We start from the raw sequence: 23,346 nt of genomic DNA on the forward strand, positions 1-23,346 counted from the left end.
GCCGCTTCGCTCCCGGCGCGCGCTGGCTGTCTGAGCGCAGTACCAGTGAACGCGCCGAGGCCCCGGCTATCCCCACCGAGGGACAGACCGGGACCGAAGAGGCAGGTCGCGAGAGGCTACTTTCCCCGCGCAAAGTCGATGTCCTGCTGAATCTGATGGTCAACCTTCAGCGACAACGCAGCCGCACGCTCCTCGAAGGAAGCCAAGGCCTCCTCCTGCATAGCGAAGGTCCGGAGCGCTTCGAGCGCATCGGCAATCTTCGCCAAATCAGCAGCCGCCGCCCTCCACTCTTCGAAGACACTGGGGGTTACGTCCTGCTCTCGCGTCCAAAAGTCGCTAGGTGGCCCCGCCGAGTGCCATTCGTCGTCGGTGCACTGCGTTAGGCGGATCGCAAACTCAGGATGCCTCAGCGGGAAGTCGTGAAAGTCGGCTATTTCCTTGAGATCCCGCTCGATGCCACCGAGACGTCCTTGCATGTGGCGGGCCAGAGCAGCCGCGATACCAGCGTGGTCCGGTACGAAGTCGCGCAGGAGGCGATCTGCCATCAACCGGCCGTAGTGACTCGATGAGCCGGACTGAATCGGATCAGGTCCACGGTCCAGCTCCGATACGCCCAGTAACTCCAGGACCCCAGGTGAGGGCGCAGCTATCAGCCAGACGACTGCTTTCCGGTGCTTCAGCAGGTGCGCGACTAAGTAGAAGTAGATAGCTACGGCAGAGTCCAGAACGTCGGTCTTCACCTTGTCGTTGTGATACGCGTCGTTGCGATACCGATGGAGGACCTTGATGCAGGTGGCCCACTCTGACCCTAGCGGCCAGTCTTCCTGCTCGAAGACGTAGTCGGTCAGCGCGCCGAAATCTCTGTCGATCTTTCTCCGTCGGGTCTTCGAGACAACAAGGTGCGAGTACTCCTGAAGCAACGCTTGCCCCTCATCGCTAACTACAGGAGTGATCTGCAAGGTGCGCACCACATCGCCGTAGAGATCCGCCTGAGCGAGGTACGACTGCGCGCTCATACGAAGCAAGGTCTCGGCAGCGTTATCCACAAGTAGTAGTGCGAGCCTTGCCCGAGGCACCCCTCCGGCGTGGGCCAGTCTCCGTGCTTCAAAGAGCTGTACACCGAGCCTGTCCAATTGATCGTCCATCGCGAGATGGTGGCACAGGTCAAGTGCGGATCTCGAATCATTTTGTACACATGGAAGGCATTCCCGACCCTGGCTTCCGCAGACCCCAAATTCGCCTCCGGCGGGCAGGGCCTTGGGCCCTACGACCCGTACGTGGCCTCCGGCGGCCAGGGCTTCCCGCCCTGGACCCGGGCTGCTCTGGGATGGCCGCTGCGAGTGACAACCCCTCACGCACCGGAGGCGACCAGACCGCGTCTGCCCGGTCCAGGTCGTTCGTCCGGCGGGGCGCTCCACCTGGACCGGGCAGACGCGGCCCGGCTGGGCGGTGCCTGCGCGACGGGATGCCACTCCAGATAGTTGGACCCACCGGTTCGATCTATTGGTGACCCGGTCGGCTACGAAGATCACCAGGCCCAGCCAGGGCCCAATCCAGCCCAGAAACCACCGGAAAACGACGACAGTCGATGGCACGTCTCTACGCTGCTCGCAGGCCGTCTCGGACGCGTCTCGGCAGGTCACTGCAGACCCATGATTGGTTCGAGATGTACTACAACGTCTGATGTAGAGCCCGGTCGCGCTCACGGGACGGCGGTCATGTTCGGCTTTCGGCCGACGTGGCCGCCGTTTTTGTGTCGGCGGGGGTTTGGCTGACGTGGGTTCTGGGGGCGTGTCAGCGTTGTGTCAGTGGGGTTCGGCAGGTTGTCCGGCATGGATACCACCTTTGCGATCCGCGCCGAAGGGCTGGTGAAACGCTACGGCGACACCACTGCTCTGGGCGGTGTCGACCTGGCTGTGCGGACGGGGACCGTGCTCGGGCTGCTCGGGCCGAACGGGGCCGGGAAGACCACCGCCGTCCGGATTCTGGCCACCCTGGTCCGGCCCGATGCCGGGCACGCCACCGTCGGCGGGCACGATGTTGTCCGGGACGCTCATGAGGTTCGTAAGCTCATCGGGCTGACCGGGCAGTACGCGTCCGTCGACGAAACCCTCAACGGCACCGAGAATCTGCTGATGATCGGGCGGCTGCTCGGGCTGTCCCGGCGGGATGCCCGGGCCCGCGCCGGGCAACTGCTGGAGCAGTTCGATCTGACCGACGCCGCCAACCGGGCCGCCGGGAAGTACTCCGGGGGCATGCGCCGGCGGCTCGACCTGGCTGCCAGTCTCGTCGGCCGGCCGCACGTGCTCTACCTCGACGAACCCACCACCGGCCTGGATCCGCGCAGCCGCAACGAGGTCTGGGACATCATCCGCACGATGGTCGCGGACGGCACCACGGTGCTGCTCACCACCCAGTACCTGGACGAGGCCGACCAGCTCGCGCACGAGATCGTGGTGATCGACCACGGCCGGGTCGTCGCCACCGGCACCCCGGCGGACCTCAAGTCACGGACCGGATCGCAGAACCTCGACGAGGTCTTCCTCAGCCTGACGGGAGTCCAGTCATGAGCACGATGGCTCTGCGGAACACCGCGACGCTGGCCTGGCGGACGCTGGTGCAGATCAAGCACAACCCGTTCGAGCTGTTCGACTTCAGTGTGCAGCCCATCATGTTCCTGCTGCTGTTCACCTATGTGTTCGGTGGGGCGATCGCGGACAGTCCGGGGCAGTACCTGACGTACGCGCTGCCCGGCATCATCGTGCAGAACATGCTCTTCGCCACCCTCAACACCGGCGTCGGGCTGAACACCGACATCAGCAAAGGTGTCTTCGACCGGCTCCGGTCGTTGCCGATCGCCCGGTTCTCGCCACTGGCCGGGCGGATCGTCGCCGACGTGATCAAGCAGGCCTGGGCGATCGCGCTGCTCCTGGTGATCGGCATGATCCTCGGCTTCCGGATCGGAACCGGGCCGGTCGAGGTGCTCGTGACGTTCGTGCTGCTGCTCGGGTTCGCGTTCGCCGTCTCCTGGATGTCGGTGCTGGTCGCGATGCTGGTCAGCGAACCGGAGAAGGTGCAGATCTTCGGATTTGTGCTGCTCTTCCCGATCACCTTCGCCAGCGGCGCGTTTGTGCCCGTCGACACCATGCCGGGCTGGTTGCAGGCGTTCGCGAAGGTCAACCCGACGAGCATCGTCGCCGACGCGGTCCGTGGCCTGCTCACCGGCGGGCCACTGGCCGGGCCGCTCACCCAGTCACTGATCTGGGCCGCCGGCTTCCTGATCGTTTTCGGTCCGCTCTCGGTGTGGGCGTTCCGCCGCAGAGTTTGATTCTTTTAAAGATCCAAGTCCCAAGCCGCTGTCAAGAAGATCGCTTGACAACGGCTCCAGCCCCGCCACCTCGATCACATCAACAACGGAGATCCCACCCCCTTTCCGGTACGCCTCGTCGAAGCCCGCGTCGCCCAGAGCGGCGTGGGCTCCGGCCCGGGTCACCTCGGCCTGCTCCACCGTCCGGTCCCGGGAACCGCGCACCGCATCGGCCGCACCCAGCAGGAACGCCGCCCGCTCCGGATCGCCCTCCCGCAGCGCCAGATCCCCGATCCCGGCCAGCACCTGCGCGATCACCGGCGAGTCCTGGGAATCCATCGCGATCCGGATCGCCGTCCGGTGCTCCCGCCGGGCCGACACCAGATCACCGGCGGCGCCCTCGATCAGCGCGGCGGTGCTGTGCGCCATCGACCGGAACTGCGGCGCGAACGTCGAATGCTCGATCAGGTGCACCGCCCGCACGTTGTGCTCCCGGGCCTCGTCCAGCCGGCCCTCGGCCAGGGCGATCACCGCGTGACAGTGGTGCACCGACGCCATCACCTCCGGCAGCCCCACCTCGCGCGCCATCTCCCGGGCCCGTTTCAGCATCCGGTGCGCCTCCTCGTGCGAACCGTCCAGCCACATCTGATGGGCCATCTTCACCGCCAGCTGCGGCAGATCCTCCCGGATCCCCACCTCCTCCAGCAGCGTGAGAGCCTCCCGCTGCCAGACCAGCGCCGGCCCGAAATCGCCGCGGGCGGCGGCCATGTCGGCAAGCGAACTGAGCGTGAAACCGATGCCCCAGCGTTCGCCGATCAGGCGGAACCCGTCCAGCCCGGCGCGCAGATCCGCCTCGGCGGCCTCCGGCGCCTCGCCCAGGTTCACCCGCAACTGGCCGATCAGCATCCGGGACACCGCCCGCAGCCACGGATCCTGGTCGTCGAACAGGGCTTCGGCTCCTCCGTACCCGGCGGCCATGGGCTGGGTGGAGATCGTCGCCAGCGGGTCGAGCAGGCGCAGCGCCGGATGCCGGTGCTCCCGCCCCTCGGCCAGTCGCCGCGCCTCCAGGAAATATCGCTTCACCTCGTCGAACGGCAACAGTCCCTCGACACCGTTGAGAGCCGCGAACGCGTGCACCATCGCCAGAGCGGCCCGGTCCGCCGGCCCGTCCAGACCGATCGCCGCGACACACAGCGCGGTGCCCTCGGTGCGGCGGCCGGTCAGCCAGAAGTACCAGCCCAGATGCGCCACCAGCAGCACCGCGCCGGCCCGGTCCCCGGCGGTGATCGCGTCCTGCGCCGACGCGTGCAGGTTGTCCTGCTCCCTCGACAGCCGGTCCAGCCACTCCAGCTGCTCGGCGCGGCGCAGATGCGGTTCCGCCTCGACGGCCAGCGCGGTCAGATGATCCAGCAGGGACCGGCGCATCGACGCCACCTCGCCGGCCTCGGCCAGACGCTCCAGGCCGTACTCGCGGATCGTCTCCAGCATCCGGTACCGGCCGTCCGCGCCGAGGTTCAGCAGCGACTTGTCGACGAGCGCGCCCAGCAGGTCCGGGTCGGCGGCACACACCTGCTCGGCGGTGGTCACGTCGGCGCCACCCGGCAGCGCCGCGAACCGCCGCCACGACCGTCGCTCCGCATCGGACAGCAGATCCCAGCTCCAGTCCACCACCGCCCGCAGCGTGCGGTGCCGGGGCAGCGCGGTCCGGCTGCCCCCGGTCAGCAGCCGGAAACGGTCGGCCAGACGATCCGCCAGCACCGCGGGCGGCAACGTGCGCAACCGGGCCGCGGCCAGTTCGATCGCGAGCGGAATGCCGTCGAGCGCCCGGCACACCCGTACGACAGCAGGGGTGTTGTGCTCGGTCAGCTCGAACCCGGACGCCCGCTCCAGCAGCAACCGGACCGCCGGAGCCCGCGCCGCGCTTTCCGGATCGGCGCCCGCGTCGGGCAGCGCCAGCGGCTCGACCGGGAACAGCCGCTCACCGGTGATGCCGAGCGGTTCCCGGCTGGTCGCCAGCATCCGCAGGCCCGGCGCCGCCCGCAACAGCACACCGGCCAACTCGGCCGCCGCCTCGATCACGTGCTCGCAGTTGTCCAGGATCAGCAGCATCTCCCGGCCGGTGAGCGCCTCCCGCAACCGGTCCAGCGGCCTGCCGTGCACCCGCAGCCCCAGGATCGTCAGGATCGTGGGCGCGAGCTCGGCCGGATCCCGTACCGAAGCCAGCTCGACGAGCCACACCTCACCCGGCAGCCGGGCGCCGGCCTCGACCGACAGCCTCGTCTTGCCGCTGCCACCCGGACCGGTCAGCGTGACCAGCCGGTGGGCTCTGAGCAGGTCGTCGAGGGCACCCGGGTCGCCGATGAAACTGCTCACCTCGACCGGCAGATTGCCCCTCCTATCGGCCAGCAACTCCCGGTGCAGGCCGGACAACTCGGGCGACGGGTCGACACCGAGCTGACCCCGCAGCCGCCGCCGGACCGTGTCGAAGACCTCCAGGGCGCGGGCCCGGTTGCCGTCGTCGTCGAGCGCCCGGATCAGCAGAGCGGCCAGCGGCTCGTCCAGCGGGTGCGCCGTCACCAGGGCTTCCAGCTCGGGAACGTTGCCGGCCAGGGTCGCCCGCTGGGCCCTGAGCCTCTTCTCCCGCAGCAGGACCGCCTCCGGCTCGGCGGCCGCCGGGAAGTCCAGCTCGCCCCGCCACAGGTGCAGATGCTCCTCCGGATGCTCGGCGAACCGGTGCGCGTCGACCTGCTCCGGCGCGACGACCAGGCGATAACCGGTCCGGGTGGCCTCCACCGTCAGGCCGGTGCGGCGCAGCCGGGAGATCAGCGCCTGCAACGAATTCGCGGCCCGTCGCTCACCCCAGATGCCGTCGACCAGCCGGTCCGCGGACACCTCACGGCCGGCGTCCAGGGCGAGCAGAATCACCAGGGTACGCAGTCGCGCCCCCACCACCGGCTTCCCCCGGACCAGCACCGGCCCGAGCACCCCGATCTCCACGTGTTCGATTCTGCGCTGTCAGACTGATCATGTGGAGTTCGAGGTGCTGCCCGGAACCCCGGGGCTGACGCTGGCCTCGGTGGCGCACGTCCTGATCCCCGGGTACGGCCGCCTCGCCGACGCCACCGCCCTCACTCTCGGGGGAACCGACCGCTGCCGGACCGGTCTCGCCCTGCACCGGTCCCTCGGCCGTGGCGTGGTCGTGTGTTCCGGCTACAAGTCCCCGTCCGACCACACCGGCACACCGCGGGTCATCGACGGGCGTTCCTACCAGGGCGTTCCGGAAGCTGATCTGATGCGGTCGTGGATGGTCGGCGCCGGGGCCGACCCCGGGCTGGTCCGGGCCGAACGCGACTCCGTCGACACGGTCACCAACCTGCTCCGCTCGGACACCTGCTTCGGCGACAGCCGCCCGATCGCGATCGTCTCGCACCGGGGCCATCTGCGGCGCATCCTGTCGGTGATCGCTCCGCGCACGTTGCGCCGGTCGTACCTGGGGGTGGTGGTGCCCGGTGATCCCCTCCACGAGAAGCCGATCATCTCGGTGATGAGCTGGCTGACCACAGTAGGGTTGCCGCCGTCGCCGGATCGCGCGATCGCCGCCGCCACCCGCCGCTCCGAACTGATGTGGAAACTGAGCCGCTTCCTGTGACGGGATCCCGGTTACGGCCACCGCTGGGCGCACGGCTGATGAACGCGGTCGCCGGGCTGCTGCCGGGATTTCCGGCGCTCGCGGTCCTCGCCGGGGAGACCCCGCTGCCGGACTGGTCGGGGTCCGTCCTGGTGGCGGCCGCCGCGACACTCGGCCTCCGCGGTTACCGTCTGCGAGCCGACTGCGAAGGCGGCCGGGTGACCGTCCGGGGCTGGTTCCGCAACCGGACGATCCCGTGCGCCGCCATCATCCGCCTGGACCGGGGCATGCTGCCCGGCATCACCTGGCAGGACACGTCAGGCCGCGAACACCACACCGCTCTACGGGCGTTCCGCCGAAACCCCCAGTGGCCGTCCCACGACCCCCACCACGAGGCGAACCTGCGGCGGTTGGCCCGCTACATCAAAGCCCACCGAGGCCGTCCGGGCAGGTGACCGCTCTTGCCCTGACCAGAGGGACGGGTGCCCCGCCCGATCAGCCGAGGCGCGAGACGATCGGCCTCAGGACCGTGACCAGCATCGTGATGTCCGCGGTGTTCAGGTGAACCCGGCAGGCCTCGATGTTCTCCGTCTTGCTCAACTCCGACCAGTCCAGTTGAAAGCCCGCGGCCGCACCGACCTGACGAAGGAACGCGCGGAGCGTGCGCCCGTTGCCTTCACGAAAGGGATGGAGCACATTCAGTTCGCCGTAGTAGTGGGCCAGCCTGTTCACGAAGATGTCGTGCTTGAGGCCGATCAGATACTCCTCTTCTTCCAGCTCCGACAGCACGGCCCCGACCTGGTCGTCAATGAAACGCCAGTGACAGAAACGGGCGCCGGGTTTGCTGATGTCGACGGTCCGGGTCTTTCCCGCCCAGAGGTAGAGGTCCTGGAAGAGGAAGCGGTGAAAGGCCTGGAGGTGGGTGAGACCGTACCCACCTGGTATCGATGTCCTCGCGGCCTGCACGTCACGAACGGAGACGATCCGGAACTCCACCTCGGAGAGTCTCGCCGAGTCGGTGATGCCGAGTCTGTTGGCCAAGCAGTCGGTGCCAGGCGTGAGATACGGATCAGTCACCGCTGATCCGGGCGATCTCCGCGGCGATCAACTCGTCGGCGCTGATGGTCCCGGAGGCCACGTCGCGCAGGCGATCCTGCCATTCCTCGTCGAACTCCACGCCTTCCAAGGCCGCGTTAGCGGTCGCGAGCGCCACGGCGGTCTCGGTGTCGGCGATCTGGCGAGAGTAATAGGACCGCATGATCTCGGTGCTCACCGGAGCGGAGGAGTTGGCAGAGTCCGGAAGCGGACCGCGAGCGGCTTTCCACGGGAGCTCATGATGGGTCATCCGGGACAGCTCGACCGCGGAGAAGCTCCCGTATTCATTCGTCACCCACCGCACCGTCGCCAGTTCGGTGGCGGTCAGTTCGGTGCCGTTCCCCCAGGGCCACTGGGAGATCGTGTACTGACGCCGGTGATGTTCGTAGAGCTCGGGGACGACGGGCCCCTGTCGCCAGGCCTCGATGGTCTCACCGAAGAGCGCCCGGTTGTGCCGCGCCAGATGCCAGCCTTGGCAGTAGTAGACGAGTTTCTCGAGCTTCATGGCGGTCATGTCACCGAGCTGCTCGACGACCTCTGAAGCGACATCATGAACAGTAGCCACACCCGCACCCCCTCGCTGACCCGGCCGGAACCCGTCGGCCGGCCGTGGCCGCCGAGAGCAGCACGAATGGTGTGCCTCCGTGCCTCCTGATCCTACCGCCGAATCCATGTCATCGAACATGCGTTCGAGAAGGAGGGATGTCGGTACGCCAGACGGCGGCCATGCCGGGCCGGAGCCGAACATGACCGCCGTCTCGCAGGTTGATCGGCGCCAGGTCTGCGGTCAGACCGGGCCACGGGTGTCAGAGGAGGCGGCCCAGGTCCAGGAAGACGGTTTCGCCGGTGGCGTCGTCTAGGCCGTCGTTGTCGGTTACCGCGTAGGTGCGGCCGTTGCCGGCCACTGTCAAGCCCTCCACCTTGTCCTGTACCCAGCCGTTGTCGCTCTTCAGGAGGGGTAGAAGGTCCTTGGCCAGCTTCTTGCGTACGGTCGGGGTTCCGGTCCACTGTTTCGGGACGTCGAAGGTGTAGATCTTCTTGATGGCGGCCGACGGGCCCCGCTGGTTGTCGCGTTCGATCACCGCGAAGGTGTCGGCGTCCACCGCTACCAGCTCGGACAGGCCGGTCCAGCCGGTGGGGGCGGTGTCCAGCGGGTAGAGCAGCCACGACCAGGTCTTCGTGACGGTGTGGTAGCGGCCGATCCGGGCGGTGTTCGCCGGGTCGCCCTTGATGGCCCGCTGCACGGCCACCCAGACGTTGTCACCGGATTCGGCGACGCCTTCGAGCCCGTTGCTGGTGATCGCGGCGGCCACGTCGGCGGGCAGGGCGATCTCCTCCACGACCTCGGCGCGCTTGTTCAGGCGTACCAGCAAGTCGGGGTCCTTGCCCGCACCGGTGCCCTCGACGGCCAGCCAGTAGCCGCCTGCCTTGCGCACCACCAACCCCTCGGCGTCGTAGCCGACCGGCTTGCCGTCCTTGGTGACGGTGATCCGGGTGTCGATGACGCCGCCGGTGGTCAGGCCGAGGATGCGGGTCGGCGAGTAGACCGAGTCGGTGACGGCGGCGAGCCTGTCGCGTTTGCCGGGGACCGCGGAGAGGGCGGAGAGCGCGCCCCACGGGATCCTGCCGGTGGAGACCGGGTGCTGCAGGCGCGGGGTGCCGAACCCGAACAGCTGGATGCTGCCGCGGATGCCGATCGACGCGTCCTCCTCCTCGCTGGCGACGACCACCAGGTTGCGGGACGGGACGGCGACGACACCCTCGGGCGCGTTGGTGGTCGGCAGCAGCTGGGTGAAGCGGGGTTTGCGCGGGTTCGTCATGTCGTAGACGGCGGTGAAGTTGCCGCGCTCGGAGTTCACGAAGACGTACGGGATCCGGTTGAGGACGGCGAACGTGACGTTCTCGACCTCGATGCCCTTGGCGTCGGAGCGCTTGTCCGGGTACTGGCCGTGCGCCACGGCGATGTGCTCGAGAGTGTTGCCGGCGTCCCAGACGACCTTGCCGGTCCGCTTGTCGAAGATCGACCAGCCGCGGGAGCCGCCCTCGTAGTCACCCTCGTTGGCGGTGGCGAACAGGTCGTCGGTGATCCAGGCGACGCCGTCGGGTTCGCGCTTGGCGGTGATCCGCCCGGTCAGCTCGATCTTGTCGTCGTCGAGGGTGTCGACGTTCTTCACCGTCACGCTGCCGGCAGTGAAGTGCTTTTGGACCTTTTTGTCACGGAGATTCACGATGGCGAGGTGGTTGTTCTCCTGCAGCGAGACGACCGCCTCGTCGCGGGAGTTGATGCTGACGTATTCCGGCTCGGGGTCGGTCGGCGCCACAGTGGAGATTGCGGACAAGTCGACCTTCGTCACCGCCCAGGTGCGAACGTCGATCACGGCGAGGTAGCCCGCCGGAGCCTGCGGGATGGCGCCGTCGTTGACGTCCTCGTCCCGCTCGTTCTCGATCGCGACCGCGATGTAGCGGCCACTCGGCGCGACGGCGACCGAGTCCGGCTGCCCGCCGAGATCGATCTCGCGGTCGACCTTCCGGGAAACAGAGTCGATCACGACCAGCTTGCCGGACGGTGCGGTGAAACCGGCACTGGTGTTGACCCCGGCCAGCAGCAGCCGCCCGAGGTGGGCGACCGAGGTCGGCTCCCCGCCGACGGCCAGGGTTCCGGCCGGCTTCGGCGCCGACGGGTTCGTGATGTCCACGAAGCCGAGGCGCCTGCCGGGGCTGTCGGTGTAGACGACCGTGCGGCCGTCCTCGGTGACCGTGGAGATCTCGGCCGCCGCGGTGTCGTCGACCGACGAGTTCAGGTAGGCCGGGAAGGTGGCGAGCCGGCGGAACTCCTGGGTGCGACCGTGGGCGGCCGCCGCGGTGGGCACGGCCCCGGTCGCGGCCAGGACCACGGCGGTCACGGCCACCGAGGTGGAACGGCGTAGAGACATGCGTTCTGCCTACGCGAGGATCTTGTCCCGTTCATGGACGTCGGACGAACGCGAAGTTCCCAGAGGTGTCCAGACCAGCAGAGCCAGACTGAACAGGACATAAATGTTCGACCCGACGACGGCCAGCGGTGGTCGCGGCCCGGTCTCCCACAGCCAGGTGGCGTGCGAGGTCATCAGCACGTACGCGGACGCACCCAGCCAGAACCGGCGCCGGTCGGTGTCGTACAGCTTGAGGCAGAGGATCAGCGCCGGCATCAGCCAGACGCAGTGGTGAACCCAGGTGACCGGGCTGAGCAGGCAGCCGAGCACACCGGTCAGGGCCAGTCCCCCGGCGACGTCCTCCGGGGTGCGGGCCACCCGCCACGCCCAGAAGCCGAGGGTGGCCAGCGCGACCACCAGCCACACCGTGGACTCGACGGTGTCGAACGGGCCCCGGGCCAGCATGCCGCGCAGCGACTGGTTGGACAGGAAGGACAGCACGCCGACCCGGTTGGTGTCCCACAGCGCCGACGTCCAGAACACCCGGGACTGGTCCGGGAAGATCGCCCCGGCCAGCAGGGTGACCGCGGTCGCCGCCCCGATCGCGGTGAACAGGGCCCGCCAGCGCCGGGTGACCACCAGGTAGAGGATGAAGACGCCGGGGGTCAGTTTGATCGCGGTGGCCAGGCCGATGCCGATGCCCGCCCACTTCCGGTCCCTTCCGACGCCGAAGAGCATGTCGAACGCGACGACCGCCAGCAGCAGCGTGTTGACCTGACCGAAAGTGATCGTCTCGCGGACCGGCTCGAAGGCGAGCGCGAAACAGAACGCGCCAGCCAGCGGGAACCAGCCGGTCCACCCCTTGCTCCGCAGGTACGGCCCGGCCATCCAGTGCACCAGCAACGCGACCGTGACCATCGTGCCGATCGTCGCGAGCGCCACCACCAGCGGCAGCGGCAGCCACGCCATCGGGGCCATCACCAGCCCGGCGAACGGTGGATAGGTGAAGCCGTACGGGGTGCCCGGGCGCAGCCAGTCGTAGACCATGCCGCCGTCCCGGAACCAGTACTGGACCGCCCCGTGGTAGACCTTCGAGTCGAAGAACTCGTTACGCAGCCCGCTGATCACGATCAGGGCTACCGCCACCGAAAACAGACCGAAGACCGTTGCGATTCGCTTCATAGAACACTTTCCACGTCAGGTACCCGGCGAGCACGGTCATCAGCACCGCACCCTGCGCCTTCGTCGCGAGGGCCAGGTTGTAGCCGTCCGGCAGGCAGAGGGCGGCGGCCACGGTGATCGGCACCAGGAACCACCTGGTCATCTCCATCGAGGTCACCGCCAGAACCGCGAGCGGCCACAGGACATACCAGGGATGGAACACCGGGGCCAGCATCACCGTCACGGCCAGCGCCAGGGCAGCGTGCCGGAGAACGTCGCCGCGGCGGACCGTACGCACCCAGAGCAGCACCAGCAGCACCGCCAGCAGGACCATCCCGATCAGCCGGGTCACCGGAACCGCGCCCGGCACGCCCAGCATCTCCAGGGTCATCCCGATCGCCGTCGACGGCGCGGTCCACTGCACCGACACCCCGCTGCCGCTCAGCCCGGCGAGCCAGCCGAAGCCGAGCCCCGACCCGAGCGACACGACCGCCAGGGCCAGCACCGCTCCCCCGGCCGACCGGACGAACCGGTTGATCCGGCCCGGGATCAGCAGCAGCGCGAACGGCAGCACCACGAACGCCGTCACTTTCACGCCCACCGCCAGCCCCAGCAGGATCCCGGTGGTCAGCGCCCGCTCACTGGTCGCGGCGACCAGACCGGCCAGGATCAGCGCGATCATCACCGCCTCGTTGTGGGCGCCGGAGATCAGGTGCACCGGCACCAGCGGGCAGGCCAGGAACAGCCAGGTCGCCCTCTCCGGCGACACCCCGGTCCGGCTCGCCAGCACCGGCAGGCACCACGCGATCGTCACCACGCCGAGCACCGCGATCAGGCGGAGCAGCACGATGGTCCCGAGCAGCGAGCCGCCCAGTTTCGCCGCCGCCGCGGCCAGGACCAGGAAGACCGGGCCGTAGGGGGCCGGGGTGGAGCGCCAGGTCGGCGCGACCGCGTCGATCCAGGGACAAACCAGAAGATCCACGCCGCCTGCGTACGGGTTCAGCCCGGCCGCCTGTTGCCAGCCCTGACACGCGTACGAATGGATGTCGTAGCTGCCCAGCGGCAGCGACACCAGCAGCGGCAGAGCCCACAGCCCGGCCGTCACCCACACCCAGCGCACCGACGGCGGATTGCGCCGGCCCCACCACCAGGCCAGGATCAGCAGCACGGTGCCGAACAGCCAGCAGAGCGGCAGCAGCACCCCGTTCTGCCCGGCGAGGATCGTGCGCGGCGTCACCGTGGGTTCCCACGGATCGGTGGCCCCGCCCAGCCAGGCCGCCCCGGCGAGGAAGAGACTTCCTGCCAGCCCCGTGTATCGGACGGCATTCGGACGGGGCATGCCGACGACCCTACCGTGACAGGCTGCAACCGCTGACGTACCGGTAGGGTCGTCGGGATGTGGGCGCGGCACCGGCTGGAGTGGGGCACCGCGCTGGCGGCGTCGGTCCTCGGCGTGATCTACCTGCTGCTCCCGCCGATGGGCTCGGACCTGGCCGCCCAGGTGGCCCGCACCGGCTTCTTCACCGCGCACGGTCTCACCCCGGTCGACCTGCGGTGGTACGCCGGGGTCCAGCAGTTCGGCTACAGCCTGGTCTCCCAGCCGGTGATGTCCCTGCTCGGCGTCCGGGTCACCGGCGTGCTGACCCTGATCGCCGGGCCGGTGCTGCTGACGATGCTGCTGCGCCGGGCGGGCACCGTCGCCGTGCGGCCGGTGCCGGGCGCCGTCCTCGGGACCGTCGCGTTCGCGGGGAACCTGATCAGCGGCCGGGTGACGTACGGGATGGGGGTCTGTCTCGGTCTTGCCGCCCTGCTCCTGCTGACCGTTGATCGCGGCCGGGCCCTCGCCGGCGTCGCCGCCTTCCTCGCGGCCGCCACCAGCCCCGTCGCCGGGCTCTTCGTGGGCCTGGCCGGGACCGCGCTGATCCTGTCCCGGCGGTACCGCCAGGGGCTGCTGGTCGCGGTGCCGGCCGCCGTGCCGCTCGGGCTGACCGCGCTGCTGTTCGGCGACGGTGGCTGGATGAACATCAGCCGCACCGACACCGTCCAGGCCGTGGGGACCGGTCTGATCGTCGCGCTGCTGATCCCGGCGCGACCGATTCGGATCGGTGCCCTGCTCTCCTCGGCCGGGGTGCTGGCCGCCGCCCTGGTCCACACGCCGGCCGGGTTGAACGCGACCCGGCTCGCGGTGATGTTCGGGCTGCCGCTGCTGGCCGCCTGCGCCCGGCTGCCCCGGCGGTGGCTGGTGTACCCGCTGGTGGCGGTGATGGTGTGGTGGCAGCCGCCGGTGGTGGCCGGTGACGTGCGGGACATCGGGAACCCGTCCGCCGATGCCGGGTACTTCCGGCCGCTGCTGGACCGGCTGGCGGCTGAGGAACTGACCGGGCGGGTGGAGATCCCGCCGACCCGGTCGTACTGGGAGGCGGCGTCGCTCGGTGGGATCCCGCTGGCCCGGGGCTGGCTGCGGCAGGCCGACATCGACCGGAACCCGCTGTTCTTCACCACGGTCCCCGGCGCGTCGGGCACCGGGGTGGAACTGACCGCGGACAGCTACCGGGCGTGGCTGGACGAGCAGGCGGTGCAGTTCGTAGCCGTACCGGACGTGGAGATCTCCTGGTCCGGCCGTCCCGAGGCGGACCTGGTGGCGGCCGGCCTGCCCTACCTGACGCCGGTCTGGTCCGGCGAACACTGGCGCCTCTACGCGGTGGCCACGCCCCGCCCGATCGTCGCCGCCCCCGCGACCCTGGTCAGCCAGGACGGCGCGTCGATCGTCCTGGACGCGCCGGCGGCGGGCGACATCGCCGTGCGGGTGCGCCACCACCGCTGGCTGACCGCGTCCGGTGGCGCGACGGTCAGCGCCGACGGCGACTGGACGCGCCTCCGCCTCCCGGCACCGGGCCGGTACACACTGAGCAGCGCTCTGTTCTAGCGGCGCGCCGCCCGCTCGGCGCGTTTGCGTTCGCGCTGTTCGCGGGTGATGCGCTTGCGGTTCTCCAGGTCGCGTTTCCACTGCTCGCGGGCGCCCTCGTCGCAACCCTGGACGGCGCCGTTGGTCTGGGCCGGGCCGATGAAGGACCGGAAGGCCCAGTCGTCGAACGTCCGGTGGTACCAGGCCTTGAACCTCTCCACAGCGTCTCCCCAGGATAGTTAGTGGGCCAATGATTGGTACCCCAACTATTGGTAGAGTACCCGGTGACCTGAGGAGAACCGCAAGTGAGCGAGATCCCGGAAGACCCCCTGGCCCTGGAGCAGCAGGTCTGTTTCGCCCTGTCGGTCGCCGCCCGCAGCGTGGTCGCGCTCTACCGCCCGCTGCTGGAGCCGATGGGCCTGACCCACCCGCAGTACCTGGTGATGCTCGCCCTCTGGCAGCACGCCCCGCTCTCCGTGCGCCGGCTCAGTGAGCTGCTCCAACTCGACCCCGGCACCCTCTCCCCGCTGTTGAAGCGGCTGGAGGCGATCGGCTACCTGCATCGTGAGCGGGACCGCGCCGACGAGCGCAGCCTCGCCATCACACTGACCGACCGGGGCCGCGAGTTGCGGGCCGAGGCGGAGAAGATCCCGCCCGCCGTGGTCGAGCGTCTCGGCCTGCCGATCGAGGAGCTCCGCGGTGTGCACGCGGCCCTGACCCGGGTGATCACGGCCGCCGGCTCGTAAAAGAGACACGGGAGCGTGAATTCCTCGGCACCCATCCGTAGCCGTCGTTGGGCACGGTGGGAGGACGAGGCCACATGTGGAACTGCGTCAATTGCGGGGAGCGGAACACCGGGCCGGACGGATGCGCGGCGTGCGGACGGCCGAGGCGATCGATGCTGCCGTGGGAGGCGCCGCCGCGGGCCCGGTTCTGGGAACCGGAGCCCCCGGAGCCGCTGTGGATCCCGGAACGGGCCGCCGCCCCACCCCCGGAGGAGCCGGTCCACAGCCGGATCCTGCCCGCCCTGCCGATCGTCGTCCTGGTCGGCGCCCTGATCACCGCCGCGGTCTTCGGCGGCCCCCGGCTGCTCGGCGACGACTCACCGGCGGCGGCCCCGGTACGGCAGCAGGTCCCGACCGTCCCGGCGCAGATCCCGATCCTGGAGGACGACGACGTCCGGTTGGTGACCGTCGACCCGGCGGTCACCGATCCCCGGGCCGAGCGGGCGGCGGCCCTGTTCGAGACGTTCTTCACCGCCATCAACGAGCGGGACTACCGTGCGGTCGCGCGGGTCCTGGACCCGGACGGTGAACTGGATCCGGAGAAACCCGGGCAGATGGCCGCGTTCGCCCGGGGCACGTCGACCACCCGGGACTCCGACGTGGTGCTGCGGGACCTGGATCCGGCCCGCAACGGGCGGACCCGGGCCGTGGTGACGTTCCGCAGCAGCCAGCGGGCCGGGCACGGCCCGCCCGGGCGGCTGAACGAGACGTGCACCCGCTGGCGGGTGGTCTACCACCTCAGCACGGACGCCGGGCGGTTCCGGATCCGGCAGGCCGACGCCGTCACGGAGCCGTGCTGATCAGGACTCCAGCACCCGCTCCATCGCGGCCCGGGACCGCCGGGTCAGGCGAAGGTAGCGGTCCACGAACTCACCCGGGTCGCCGCCGTCCAGCAGGAGCACCGCGCCCGCCAGCTCGACCCCGTGCCGGGGCAGCTGGTCGGTGGGCCGGCCGCGGACCAGGGTGAGGGCGTTGCGCACCTGGGCGGCCAGGGTCCACCCGGCGGTCATCTCGGCCGCGTCCGACTCGCTGATCAGCCCGTCGGCGGCCGCCGCGGCGAGCGCCTCCAGGGTCCGGGTCTTGCGCAGCTCCGGGACGGCGTGCGCGTTGCGCAGCTGGGTGAGCTGGACCGCCCACTCCACGTCGGAGAGCCCGCCCCGGCCGAGTTTGGTGTGCGTGTTCGGGTCGGCGCCGCGGGGCAGCCGCTCGGTCTCCACCCGGGCCTTGATCCGCCGGATCTCGATCACCTGCTCGCGGGTGAGGCCGCCGTCCGGGTAGCGGGAGCCGTCAGCCAGCGTCTCGAACCGCCGGCCCAGCTCGACGTCGCCGCAGACGAACCGGGCCCGCAGCAGCGCCTGCGCCTCCCACACCTTCGACCAGCGGTCGTAGTACTGCCGGTAGGCGGGCAGGCTGCGCACCAGCGGGCCCTGCCGGCCCTCCGGGCGCAGGTCGGCGTCGACACCGAGGGCCGGGTCGGGGGCGGGCGCGTTGAGCAGCCGGCGCATCTCCTCGGCGACGGCGTGCGCGGCCGCGCTGGCCTCGCCGTCCGGGCAGCCCTCCGGTTTCTCGTAGACGAACAGCACGTCGGCGTCGGAGGGGTAGCTCATCTCGTACCCGCCGAGCCGGCCCATCCCGATGACCGCGAACCGGAGACCGTCCGGGCCGGGTTTGACCCGCCGGGCGATCCGCAGCGCCGCGTTCAGGGTGGCGTCGGTGACGTCGGACAGGGCGACCCCGATCGCGTCCACACCCAGCGGCCGGTCCGGGGCCAGGTCCCCGCCCTGGCTGAGGATGTCGGCGCAGGCGATCCGGAACAGTTCCCGGCGGCGCAGCGCCCGGACCGCGGCGATCGCCTTGACCGGGTCGGGGTGCCGGTCCCCGGCGGCGGCGAACCCGTCCAGCAGTTTCTCCCGCGCGCGGGGCAGGAGCTCACCGTCGTCGGCGAGCAGCCGCAGCGCCTCCGGGTCGCGGGTGAGCAGGTCGGTGGCGTACCGGGAGAGGCTCAGCACCCGGGCCAGCCGGCGGGCCACCGGACCCCCGTCGCGCAGCAGCCGCAAATACCACGGGGTGCTGCCCAGCTTGTCCGAGACGGCCCGGTAGTTGAGCAGGCCCCGGTCGGGTTCCGGGGCGTCGGCGAAGTCCTGCAGCAGCATCGGCAGCAGGGTCCGCTGGATCGCCGCGGTCCGGGTCACCCCGCCGGTCAGCGCCTCCAGGTGCCGCAGCGCGCCCGTCGCGTCGGCGAACCCGAGGATCTCCAGCCGCCGCTTCGCCGACTCCGGGACCATCCGCAGCTCCTCGGCGGGCACCCGGGCCACCGCTTCGAGCAGCGGCTGGTAGAGCAGTTTCACGTGCAGGCGCCGGACACTCGCGGCGTGGCCGACCCAGTCCGAGCGGAACGCCTCGACGGCGTCCCGGCCGGGCACGGCGGTGTAACCGAGGGCGGCCGCCAGCCAGCGCAGCCCGGCCGGGTCGTCCGGCACGGTGTGGGTGCGCTTGAGCTGTTGCAGTTGCAGGCGGTGCTCGACCCCGCGCAGGAACCGGTATCCCCGGACCAGCGTCTCGCCGTCCTGACGTCCGACGTAGCCGCCGGCGACCAGCGCGCGCAACGCCGGGATGGTCCCCGGATCCCGCAACGACTCGTCGATCCGGCCGTGCACCAGCTGGAGCAGCTGCACCGCGAACTCGATGTCACGCAGCCCGCCGGAACCGCGCTTGATCTCCCGGTTCTGTTCCTTCTTCGGGATGTTGTCGATGATCCGCCGGCGCATGTCGCGGACGTCGGCGACCGCCTCGGGCCGTTCCGCCGCGTGCCAGACCAGTGGCGCCAGGTCGGCGATCCACTCCTGCGCCAGGGCCAGGTCACCGGCGGCCGGCCGGGCCTTGAGCAGCGCCTGGAACTCCCAGGTCCGGGCCCAGCGCCGGTAGTACGCCTGGTGGCTGGCGAGGGTGCGGACCAGCGGGCCCCGGCTGCCCTCGGGACGCAGCGCGGCGTCCACCGGCCAGGCCACCATGCCGCAGATCTCCATCAGCCGGGCCGCCACGGTCGTGCCCGCGCTCAGGTCCTCGTCACCGGCGGCCACGAAGATCACGTCCACGTCGGAGACGTAGTTCAGCTCGTAACCGCCGCACTTGCCCATCGCCACCACCGCGAGGCGGGGCTCCGGGGTGCCGGCCGGGAGACCGTCGACGGCTATCGCGTACGCCGCCGCCAGGGTCTCGTCGGCCAGCCGGGACAGGGCCGCCATGGTGGGTTCCAGGCCGCGGCCCGCCGTCAGGTCGGCGGCGGCGATGCGCAACAGCGATATCCGGTACGCCTTCCGCAAGGCCGGCACGGTGAGCTGCTCGAAGCCGGCCAGCCCGCCGTCGGCCTCCGGCGGCAGCCCGGTCCGCCCGGTGGCCAGCGACCGCCACTCGTCCGGGTTGGCCACCAGGTGGTCGCCGAGCGCCGACGACGCCCCCAGCACGGCCAGGAACCGCCGCCGCAGCCCGAGGTCCCCGGCGAGCCCGGCGAGCAGCTCGGCGGCCTTCGTCTCGTCGCCCCGCCCGGCCGACTCGACGATCCGGTGCAGCTGGCGCAGCGCCAGGTTCGGTTCGGCGGCCTTGGAGAGCGCGTCCAGCAGCCCGGCCGCGTCCTCGTCGACCGGGACCTGCGCCTCGACGTCCCAGAGCCGTAGCCCACCGGGCCCGAGCAGGTCGGTGGCGCGGGCCCCGTTGTCGGCGAACCCGTACCGGGCGAGACGCGTGGGCCGGGTCATCACTGCCCCAGCAGAGGCAGGGTGGGACGGCCGCTCGGATCGGGCAGGTCGGCGTCCGGCAGCGTGCCGAGGGCCAGCGAGGCGAAACGCTGGGCGAACGGCTGCCACACCTCTTCGACGTCGGCGAGCGCGCCGGTGGTGGCCTCGACCACGTTCTCCGGGTCGTAGTCCAGCTCGATCAGGGTCGCCTCGTCGGCGCGCGCCCAGTCGGCGATCATCGCGGCGTCGCACTCGATGTGGAACTGCAGGCCCCAGGCCCGGTCGCCGATCCGGAACGCCTGGTTCGGGAAGCGGCTGGACGCGGCGAGCAGCACCGCGTTCATCGGCAGCTCGGTGATCTCGTCGCGGTGCCACTGCAGCACGTCGGGCAGCAGCGGAACCCACTTGAACAGCGGATCCTCGTCGGCGACGTCCCGTTTGGCGACCAGGCCGGGGCCGATCTCCGGGCCCCCCTCGCTGCGCTCCACCCGGCCGCCGTTGGCCCGGGCCAGCAACTGGCCGCCGAGACAGACGCCCAGGGTCGGCACCCGGTGCCGGACCGCCTTGCGCAGCAGCCCCTCCAGCGCCGGGAACCAGGACGCGCCGGGAGTGCCGGAGTCGTCCGGGTACGCGTTCTGATCACCTCCCAGCACGATCAGCGCCAGGAAACCCTCCAGGGTCTCCGGCAGCTGGTCCCCGGCGTGTGGCCGGAGCACGGTGAGTTCCAGACCGGCTTCTGTCAGCCAGTCCCCGAGTCGCCGGAGATCGTCGCTCGGGTCGTTCTCGATGACTAGTGCGGTGCCCACCCGTCGAGGCTATCGGAGGCGGTTTGATGAAGGCATGCTCGCTGCCGTGATCGCCGCTTCCGACGGGCCGGACGTCTTCGCACTGGACGAGGTGCCGGAACCCTCGGGCGGCGCCATTCTCATCGACGTGACGCTGGCCGGGGTCAGTCTCCGCGACCTGGAACACCGGCGCGGCCCGCACGCGCCGCCGGTGCTCGGCACCGACGTGGTCGGGCGGCGGCGCTCCGACGGCCGGCGGGTCGCCGCCCTGCTCCCGGACGGCGGCGGGTACGCCCAGGTGGTGGCCGCTCCGGCCGGTCACGTGGTCGAGGTGCCGGACGAGGTCGGCGACGAACAGGCCCTGGCCGTGCTGGAACAGGGGCTGACCGCCTGGCACTGCCTGCACACGGTGGGCCGGGTCGACCCCGGTGACGTGGTGCTGGTGGCGACCGCGGGCGCGGGCGGGGCCGGGCACCTGGAGATCCAGCTGGCCCGGTCGGCCGGGGCCCGGGTGATCGCGTCAGTGCAGGACGGCACCCCGACGCTGATCCTGGACGGGATCGGCGGGCGGCTGTTCGAGCAGCTGCGGGCGGTGCTGGCACCCTTCGGGCGGATCGTGACGTACGGCGAACCCCTCGGCTCCGTCCCGGTCGCCCCGCTGGTGACGGCCTCGACCGGGGTGCTCGGCTTCGACCTCAGGCAGGTGCTGGCCGACGAGGAGCTCTACCGGTCCAGTGCGGCCCGGCTGTTCCACCTGGTCGAACGGGGTGTGCTGACCTTCCCGGAGAGTCCCGTCTACCCGCTGTCAGCGGTCGGCCGGGCACACACCGATCTGGAGAACCGGGTGGTGGCCGGCAAGCCGCTGATCGACGTACGGCATCCGTTCTGACCGTTGTCAAGCGATCTTCTTGACAACGGTCAGGGATTTAGATCTTTATCTGAAATCAGCCGGTTTCCATCTCGCGATGACCTCGTCGTCGTCGACCTCGCCGGTCTCCTCGAAGCCCATCGACAGGTAGAGGTCACGGGCCGCGGTGTTGGCCGGCTGGTAGCTCAGCGCCACGTTCGGCGTGCCGGGCTCGGCGATCAGGCGCTCCCGCAACTGCCGGACCACCTCGCGCCCGATCCCCTGCCGCTGGTGTCTCGCGTCCACCACCACGCCACCGATCCAGTGACTGCCGTCGTCGTCCCGGCCCCACATCACAAAACCGGTCACCTCGCCGCCACGCACCACGGCCAGCGGGTTCCAGGTGTCGCCGTAGTGGCACAGACAGAGGTAGTAGGTCACCTCCGCGACGAAGTCCCGCTGCCCGGGGTGGACGCTGAGGGCCGCGCAGTCCCGCCAGTTCGCGGCGGTGACGGGCTCGAGCCTGATGTCGGTCATTCGGGTGATCCTGTCAAACACCGCCGAAACACCGACAGGACGGTGTCGCCGGTGGCTCGCAGAGTGGGGAGCAGATCCGACGACATCGAGGAGTACGACATGACCGCAGTGAACGGGATCGGCTGGTTCCAGATCGGCACCGACCAGCCGGCCGAGGCGGAGCGGTTCTACGGCGGGCTGTTCGGCTGGACCTTCACCGAGGCCGTGCCGACGTACAAGTTCATCAAGACCCCGGGTGAGGACGGCATCCCGGGCGGTCTCGCCGACACCAGCGGCGGCGGGCCGAACCACGCGGTCTTCTCGGTCCTGGTGGCCGACGTCGACGCGACGTGCGCGGCGGCCGAGGCAGCCGGTGGGAAGGTGCTGGTCAAGCGGGTGGCCGCCGAGGGCACGTCGATCGCCCACCTGCTCGACCCGGCCGGCAACCAGTTCCAGATCTTCAAGCCGCCGGCCGCCTAGGTGAGAGTCAACGGCCGCAGGCGGTGGGGGAGGTCGAGCTGGACCTCCGCCAGCGTCCGCGGCCGGACCGTCTCCCGGGTCGGTGTCACGGTGGCGATCCGGTCGGGGCGGAACACCCGCACCGACTCGCGCAGCCGGCACCAGGCGATCAGGTACCAGTGACCGCGGGCCCCGACGTAACCCAGCGGCTCGATGTCGCGCGAGGTGACCGTGCCGTGCCGGTCGGCGTAACCGATCCGGAGCACACAGCCGACCGGGAGCGCGCCACCGGCCAGCCGGGGCAGCTCGGCCGACGGCGTGTCACCGGTGAGCTGGATCCGCCCGGCCAGGTCACGTGCCTCGGCCACGTCCTCCGGGCGCATCGCGGCGAGCAGTTTGCGCAGCGCGCTGGCCGCCGGATGCCGGAACGGGGTGCCCTCCATGCTCCGCAGCGCGAGCGCCATCGCGACCGCCTCGTCCGGAGTCAGGTTGACCGGGGGCAGGGTGTGCGCCCGGTCCAGGCAGTAACCACCGGTGCGGCCGGTCTCCGCGTAGATCGGCGTGCCGGACTGCTGCAGCGCCGAGATGTCCCGCTCGACGGTGCGCACGCTGACCTCGAACCGGCCGGCCAGCCAGCTGGCGCTGCGGGGGCGCGGAGCCACCGCCCGGAGTTCCTCGACCATGGCGTAGAGGCGATCGGTACGGTTCACCCCCGGGACGCTAGCCCGGGGGTACGACAAGAACTCAGGCGATACAGGCGCACACGATGACGGCCGCACCGAAGTGGGACGCCGCGCTCACCACCGCCCCCGGGTGCTTCTCCTGGGTGCAGATGACCTCGCCCAGCTTGCCCGGGGTCATCCAGTCCAGCACCAGGAACGCCAGGCCCATGATGGCGATGCCGATCAGGCCGAACAGCGCCGTCGACGCCAGGCCCTGACCGAACGAGTCCCAGGTCGTGAAGATCGAGGTGAAGACGATCGCCGCGATACCGAGCTGGTTCGCCGTCAGCAGCAGAGCGGCGTTCGGGTTCTTCTCGACCCAGATCAGGTCGCGCAGTTTGCCCGGGGTGAGCAGGTCGACCAGAACGAATCCGACCGCCATCAGCCCGATGCCGACCACCCCGAACACTATGCTGCGCCCGGCGCCCTCAAGCAGATCCTCCAGCACGGTTTCTCCCTCATCATGTGTAGTCCGCCCCAGACCGTATCC

21 protein-coding genes and 1 pseudogene are annotated in these 23,346 nt (G+C 70.4%); 9 read left to right on the top strand and 13 right to left on the bottom strand.

The genetic code is table 11. The features are described 5' to 3' along the window. Positions 1–116: 116 nt before the first annotated feature. A complete protein-coding gene (locus Aco03nite_RS07115) occupies positions 117–1,145 on the bottom strand; it encodes a hypothetical protein (RefSeq protein ID WP_203793967.1) in 1,029 nt (342 codons plus the stop codon). A 687-nt stretch (positions 1,146–1,832) separates the two neighbouring features. On the opposite strand from Aco03nite_RS07115, the pseudogene Aco03nite_RS07120 reads away from it, so the two are divergent. Both Aco03nite_RS07120 and Aco03nite_RS07125 read left to right on the top strand, forming a co-directional pair. Beyond that, positions 1,833–2,531: pseudogene (locus Aco03nite_RS07120) on the top strand (ATP-binding cassette domain-containing protein); the annotation flags it as partial. 35 nt (positions 2,532–2,566) lie between these two features. Continuing rightward, positions 2,567–3,328 carry an ABC transporter permease gene (locus Aco03nite_RS07125; protein ID WP_203793968.1) on the top strand — a complete coding sequence of 254 codons (762 nt, stop codon included), beginning with the start codon at positions 2,567–2,569 and terminating at the stop codon, positions 3,326–3,328. On the opposite strand, the gene Aco03nite_RS07130 is transcribed toward Aco03nite_RS07125, so the two are convergent. Next, positions 3,254–6,304 carry an ATP-binding protein gene (locus tag Aco03nite_RS07130; RefSeq protein ID WP_203793969.1) on the bottom strand — a complete coding sequence of 1,017 codons (3,051 nt, stop codon included), beginning with the start codon at positions 6,302–6,304 and terminating at the stop codon, positions 3,254–3,256. The two genes, Aco03nite_RS07125 and Aco03nite_RS07130, sit on opposite strands and share 75 nt — an antisense overlap. A gap of 31 nt (positions 6,305–6,335) precedes the next feature. Between Aco03nite_RS07130 and Aco03nite_RS07135 the strand changes: the two genes are divergently transcribed. Together Aco03nite_RS07135 and Aco03nite_RS07140 are read left to right on the top strand one after the other, a co-directional pair. Further along, positions 6,336–6,956, top strand: a complete 621-nt coding sequence (locus tag Aco03nite_RS07135; protein ID WP_203793970.1) for an ElyC/SanA/YdcF family protein — start codon at positions 6,336–6,338, stop codon at positions 6,954–6,956. Positions 6,957–6,994: 38 nt separating this feature from the next. After that, complete coding sequence (locus tag Aco03nite_RS07140; protein ID WP_203793971.1) at positions 6,995–7,390, top strand: PH domain-containing protein; 396 nt, start codon at positions 6,995–6,997, stop codon at positions 7,388–7,390. A gap of 40 nt (positions 7,391–7,430) precedes the next feature. Here Aco03nite_RS07140 and Aco03nite_RS07145 read toward each other — a convergent pair whose 3' ends face one another. The 5 genes from Aco03nite_RS07145 to mptB form a co-directional block, all read right to left on the bottom strand. Further along, positions 7,431–7,931 (bottom strand): Fic/DOC family protein, encoded by a 501-nt coding sequence (locus Aco03nite_RS07145; protein WP_203793972.1) that lies wholly within the window; start codon positions 7,929–7,931, stop codon positions 7,431–7,433. A 73-nt stretch (positions 7,932–8,004) separates the two neighbouring features. Next, positions 8,005–8,595 carry a Panacea domain-containing protein gene (locus Aco03nite_RS07150; protein ID WP_203793973.1) on the bottom strand — a complete coding sequence of 197 codons (591 nt, stop codon included), beginning with the start codon at positions 8,593–8,595 and terminating at the stop codon, positions 8,005–8,007. Between the two features lie 241 nt (positions 8,596–8,836). Beyond that, positions 8,837–10,963 (bottom strand): esterase-like activity of phytase family protein, encoded by a 2,127-nt coding sequence (locus tag Aco03nite_RS07155; RefSeq protein WP_203793974.1) that lies wholly within the window; start codon positions 10,961–10,963, stop codon positions 8,837–8,839. Positions 10,964–10,972: 9 nt separating this feature from the next. Next, positions 10,973–12,124: a glycosyltransferase 87 family protein gene (locus tag Aco03nite_RS07160; protein WP_203793975.1), complete on the bottom strand. Its 1,152-nt coding sequence runs from the start codon at positions 12,122–12,124 to the stop codon at positions 10,973–10,975. Then, complete coding sequence (mptB, locus tag Aco03nite_RS07165; protein WP_203793976.1) at positions 12,051–13,442, bottom strand: polyprenol phosphomannose-dependent alpha 1,6 mannosyltransferase MptB; 1,392 nt, start codon at positions 13,440–13,442, stop codon at positions 12,051–12,053. The genes Aco03nite_RS07160 and mptB overlap by 74 nt, the downstream gene beginning before the upstream one ends. Before the next feature lie 57 nt (positions 13,443–13,499). On the opposite strand from mptB, the gene Aco03nite_RS07170 reads away from it, so the two are divergent. Next, a complete protein-coding gene (locus Aco03nite_RS07170) occupies positions 13,500–15,029 on the top strand; it encodes a hypothetical protein (RefSeq protein ID WP_203793977.1) in 1,530 nt (509 codons plus the stop codon). Here Aco03nite_RS07170 and Aco03nite_RS07175 read toward each other — a convergent pair. Further along, complete coding sequence (locus Aco03nite_RS07175) at positions 15,026–15,229, bottom strand: hypothetical protein (RefSeq protein ID WP_203793978.1); 204 nt, start codon at positions 15,227–15,229, stop codon at positions 15,026–15,028. The two genes, Aco03nite_RS07170 and Aco03nite_RS07175, sit on opposite strands and share 4 nt — an antisense overlap. Before the next feature lie 84 nt (positions 15,230–15,313). Between Aco03nite_RS07175 and Aco03nite_RS07180 the strand changes: the two genes are divergently transcribed. Together Aco03nite_RS07180 and Aco03nite_RS07185 are read left to right on the top strand one after the other, a co-directional pair. After that, on the top strand, positions 15,314–15,754 hold the full coding sequence (locus Aco03nite_RS07180) for a MarR family winged helix-turn-helix transcriptional regulator (RefSeq protein ID WP_203793979.1): 441 nt from the start codon (positions 15,314–15,316) through the stop codon (positions 15,752–15,754). A gap of 152 nt (positions 15,755–15,906) precedes the next feature. Then, a complete protein-coding gene (locus Aco03nite_RS07185; RefSeq protein ID WP_203793980.1) occupies positions 15,907–16,593 on the top strand; it encodes a hypothetical protein in 687 nt (228 codons plus the stop codon). On the opposite strand, the gene Aco03nite_RS07190 is transcribed toward Aco03nite_RS07185, so the two are convergent. Further along, positions 16,594–19,548: a bifunctional [glutamine synthetase] adenylyltransferase/[glutamine synthetase]-adenylyl-L-tyrosine phosphorylase gene (locus Aco03nite_RS07190; RefSeq protein ID WP_203793981.1), complete on the bottom strand. Its 2,955-nt coding sequence runs from the start codon at positions 19,546–19,548 to the stop codon at positions 16,594–16,596. It lies immediately after the preceding gene. Further along, positions 19,548–20,333, bottom strand: a complete 786-nt coding sequence (locus Aco03nite_RS07195) for a type 1 glutamine amidotransferase (RefSeq protein WP_203793982.1) — start codon at positions 20,331–20,333, stop codon at positions 19,548–19,550. The genes Aco03nite_RS07190 and Aco03nite_RS07195 overlap by 1 nt, the downstream gene beginning before the upstream one ends. Positions 20,334–20,367: 34 nt before the next feature. Here Aco03nite_RS07195 and Aco03nite_RS07200 point away from each other — a divergent pair, with 34 nt between their 5' ends. Continuing rightward, positions 20,368–21,201 (top strand): quinone oxidoreductase family protein, encoded by an 834-nt coding sequence (locus Aco03nite_RS07200; RefSeq protein ID WP_203793983.1) that lies wholly within the window; start codon positions 20,368–20,370, stop codon positions 21,199–21,201. A 45-nt stretch (positions 21,202–21,246) separates the two neighbouring features. Here Aco03nite_RS07200 and Aco03nite_RS07205 read toward each other — a convergent pair whose 3' ends face one another. After that, a complete protein-coding gene (locus tag Aco03nite_RS07205) occupies positions 21,247–21,696 on the bottom strand; it encodes a GNAT family N-acetyltransferase (protein ID WP_203793984.1) in 450 nt (149 codons plus the stop codon). A gap of 51 nt (positions 21,697–21,747) precedes the next feature. Between Aco03nite_RS07205 and Aco03nite_RS07210 the strand changes: the two genes are divergently transcribed. After that, positions 21,748–22,155 carry a VOC family protein gene (locus Aco03nite_RS07210; protein WP_239144969.1) on the top strand — a complete coding sequence of 136 codons (408 nt, stop codon included), beginning with the start codon at positions 21,748–21,750 and terminating at the stop codon, positions 22,153–22,155. On the opposite strand, the gene Aco03nite_RS07215 is transcribed toward Aco03nite_RS07210, so the two are convergent. After that, on the bottom strand, positions 22,152–22,844 hold the full coding sequence (locus Aco03nite_RS07215; protein ID WP_239144970.1) for a helix-turn-helix transcriptional regulator: 693 nt from the start codon (positions 22,842–22,844) through the stop codon (positions 22,152–22,154). The two genes, Aco03nite_RS07210 and Aco03nite_RS07215, sit on opposite strands and share 4 nt — an antisense overlap. Positions 22,845–22,878: 34 nt before the next feature. After that, positions 22,879–23,304, bottom strand: a complete 426-nt coding sequence (locus Aco03nite_RS07220; RefSeq protein WP_203793985.1) for a DUF350 domain-containing protein — start codon at positions 23,302–23,304, stop codon at positions 22,879–22,881. Positions 23,305–23,346: the final 42 nt, after the last annotated feature.

The sequence above is a fragment of the Actinoplanes couchii genome (genome assembly GCF_016862075.1).
Classification (GTDB): Bacteria; Actinomycetota; Actinomycetes; order Mycobacteriales; family Micromonosporaceae; genus Actinoplanes; species Actinoplanes couchii.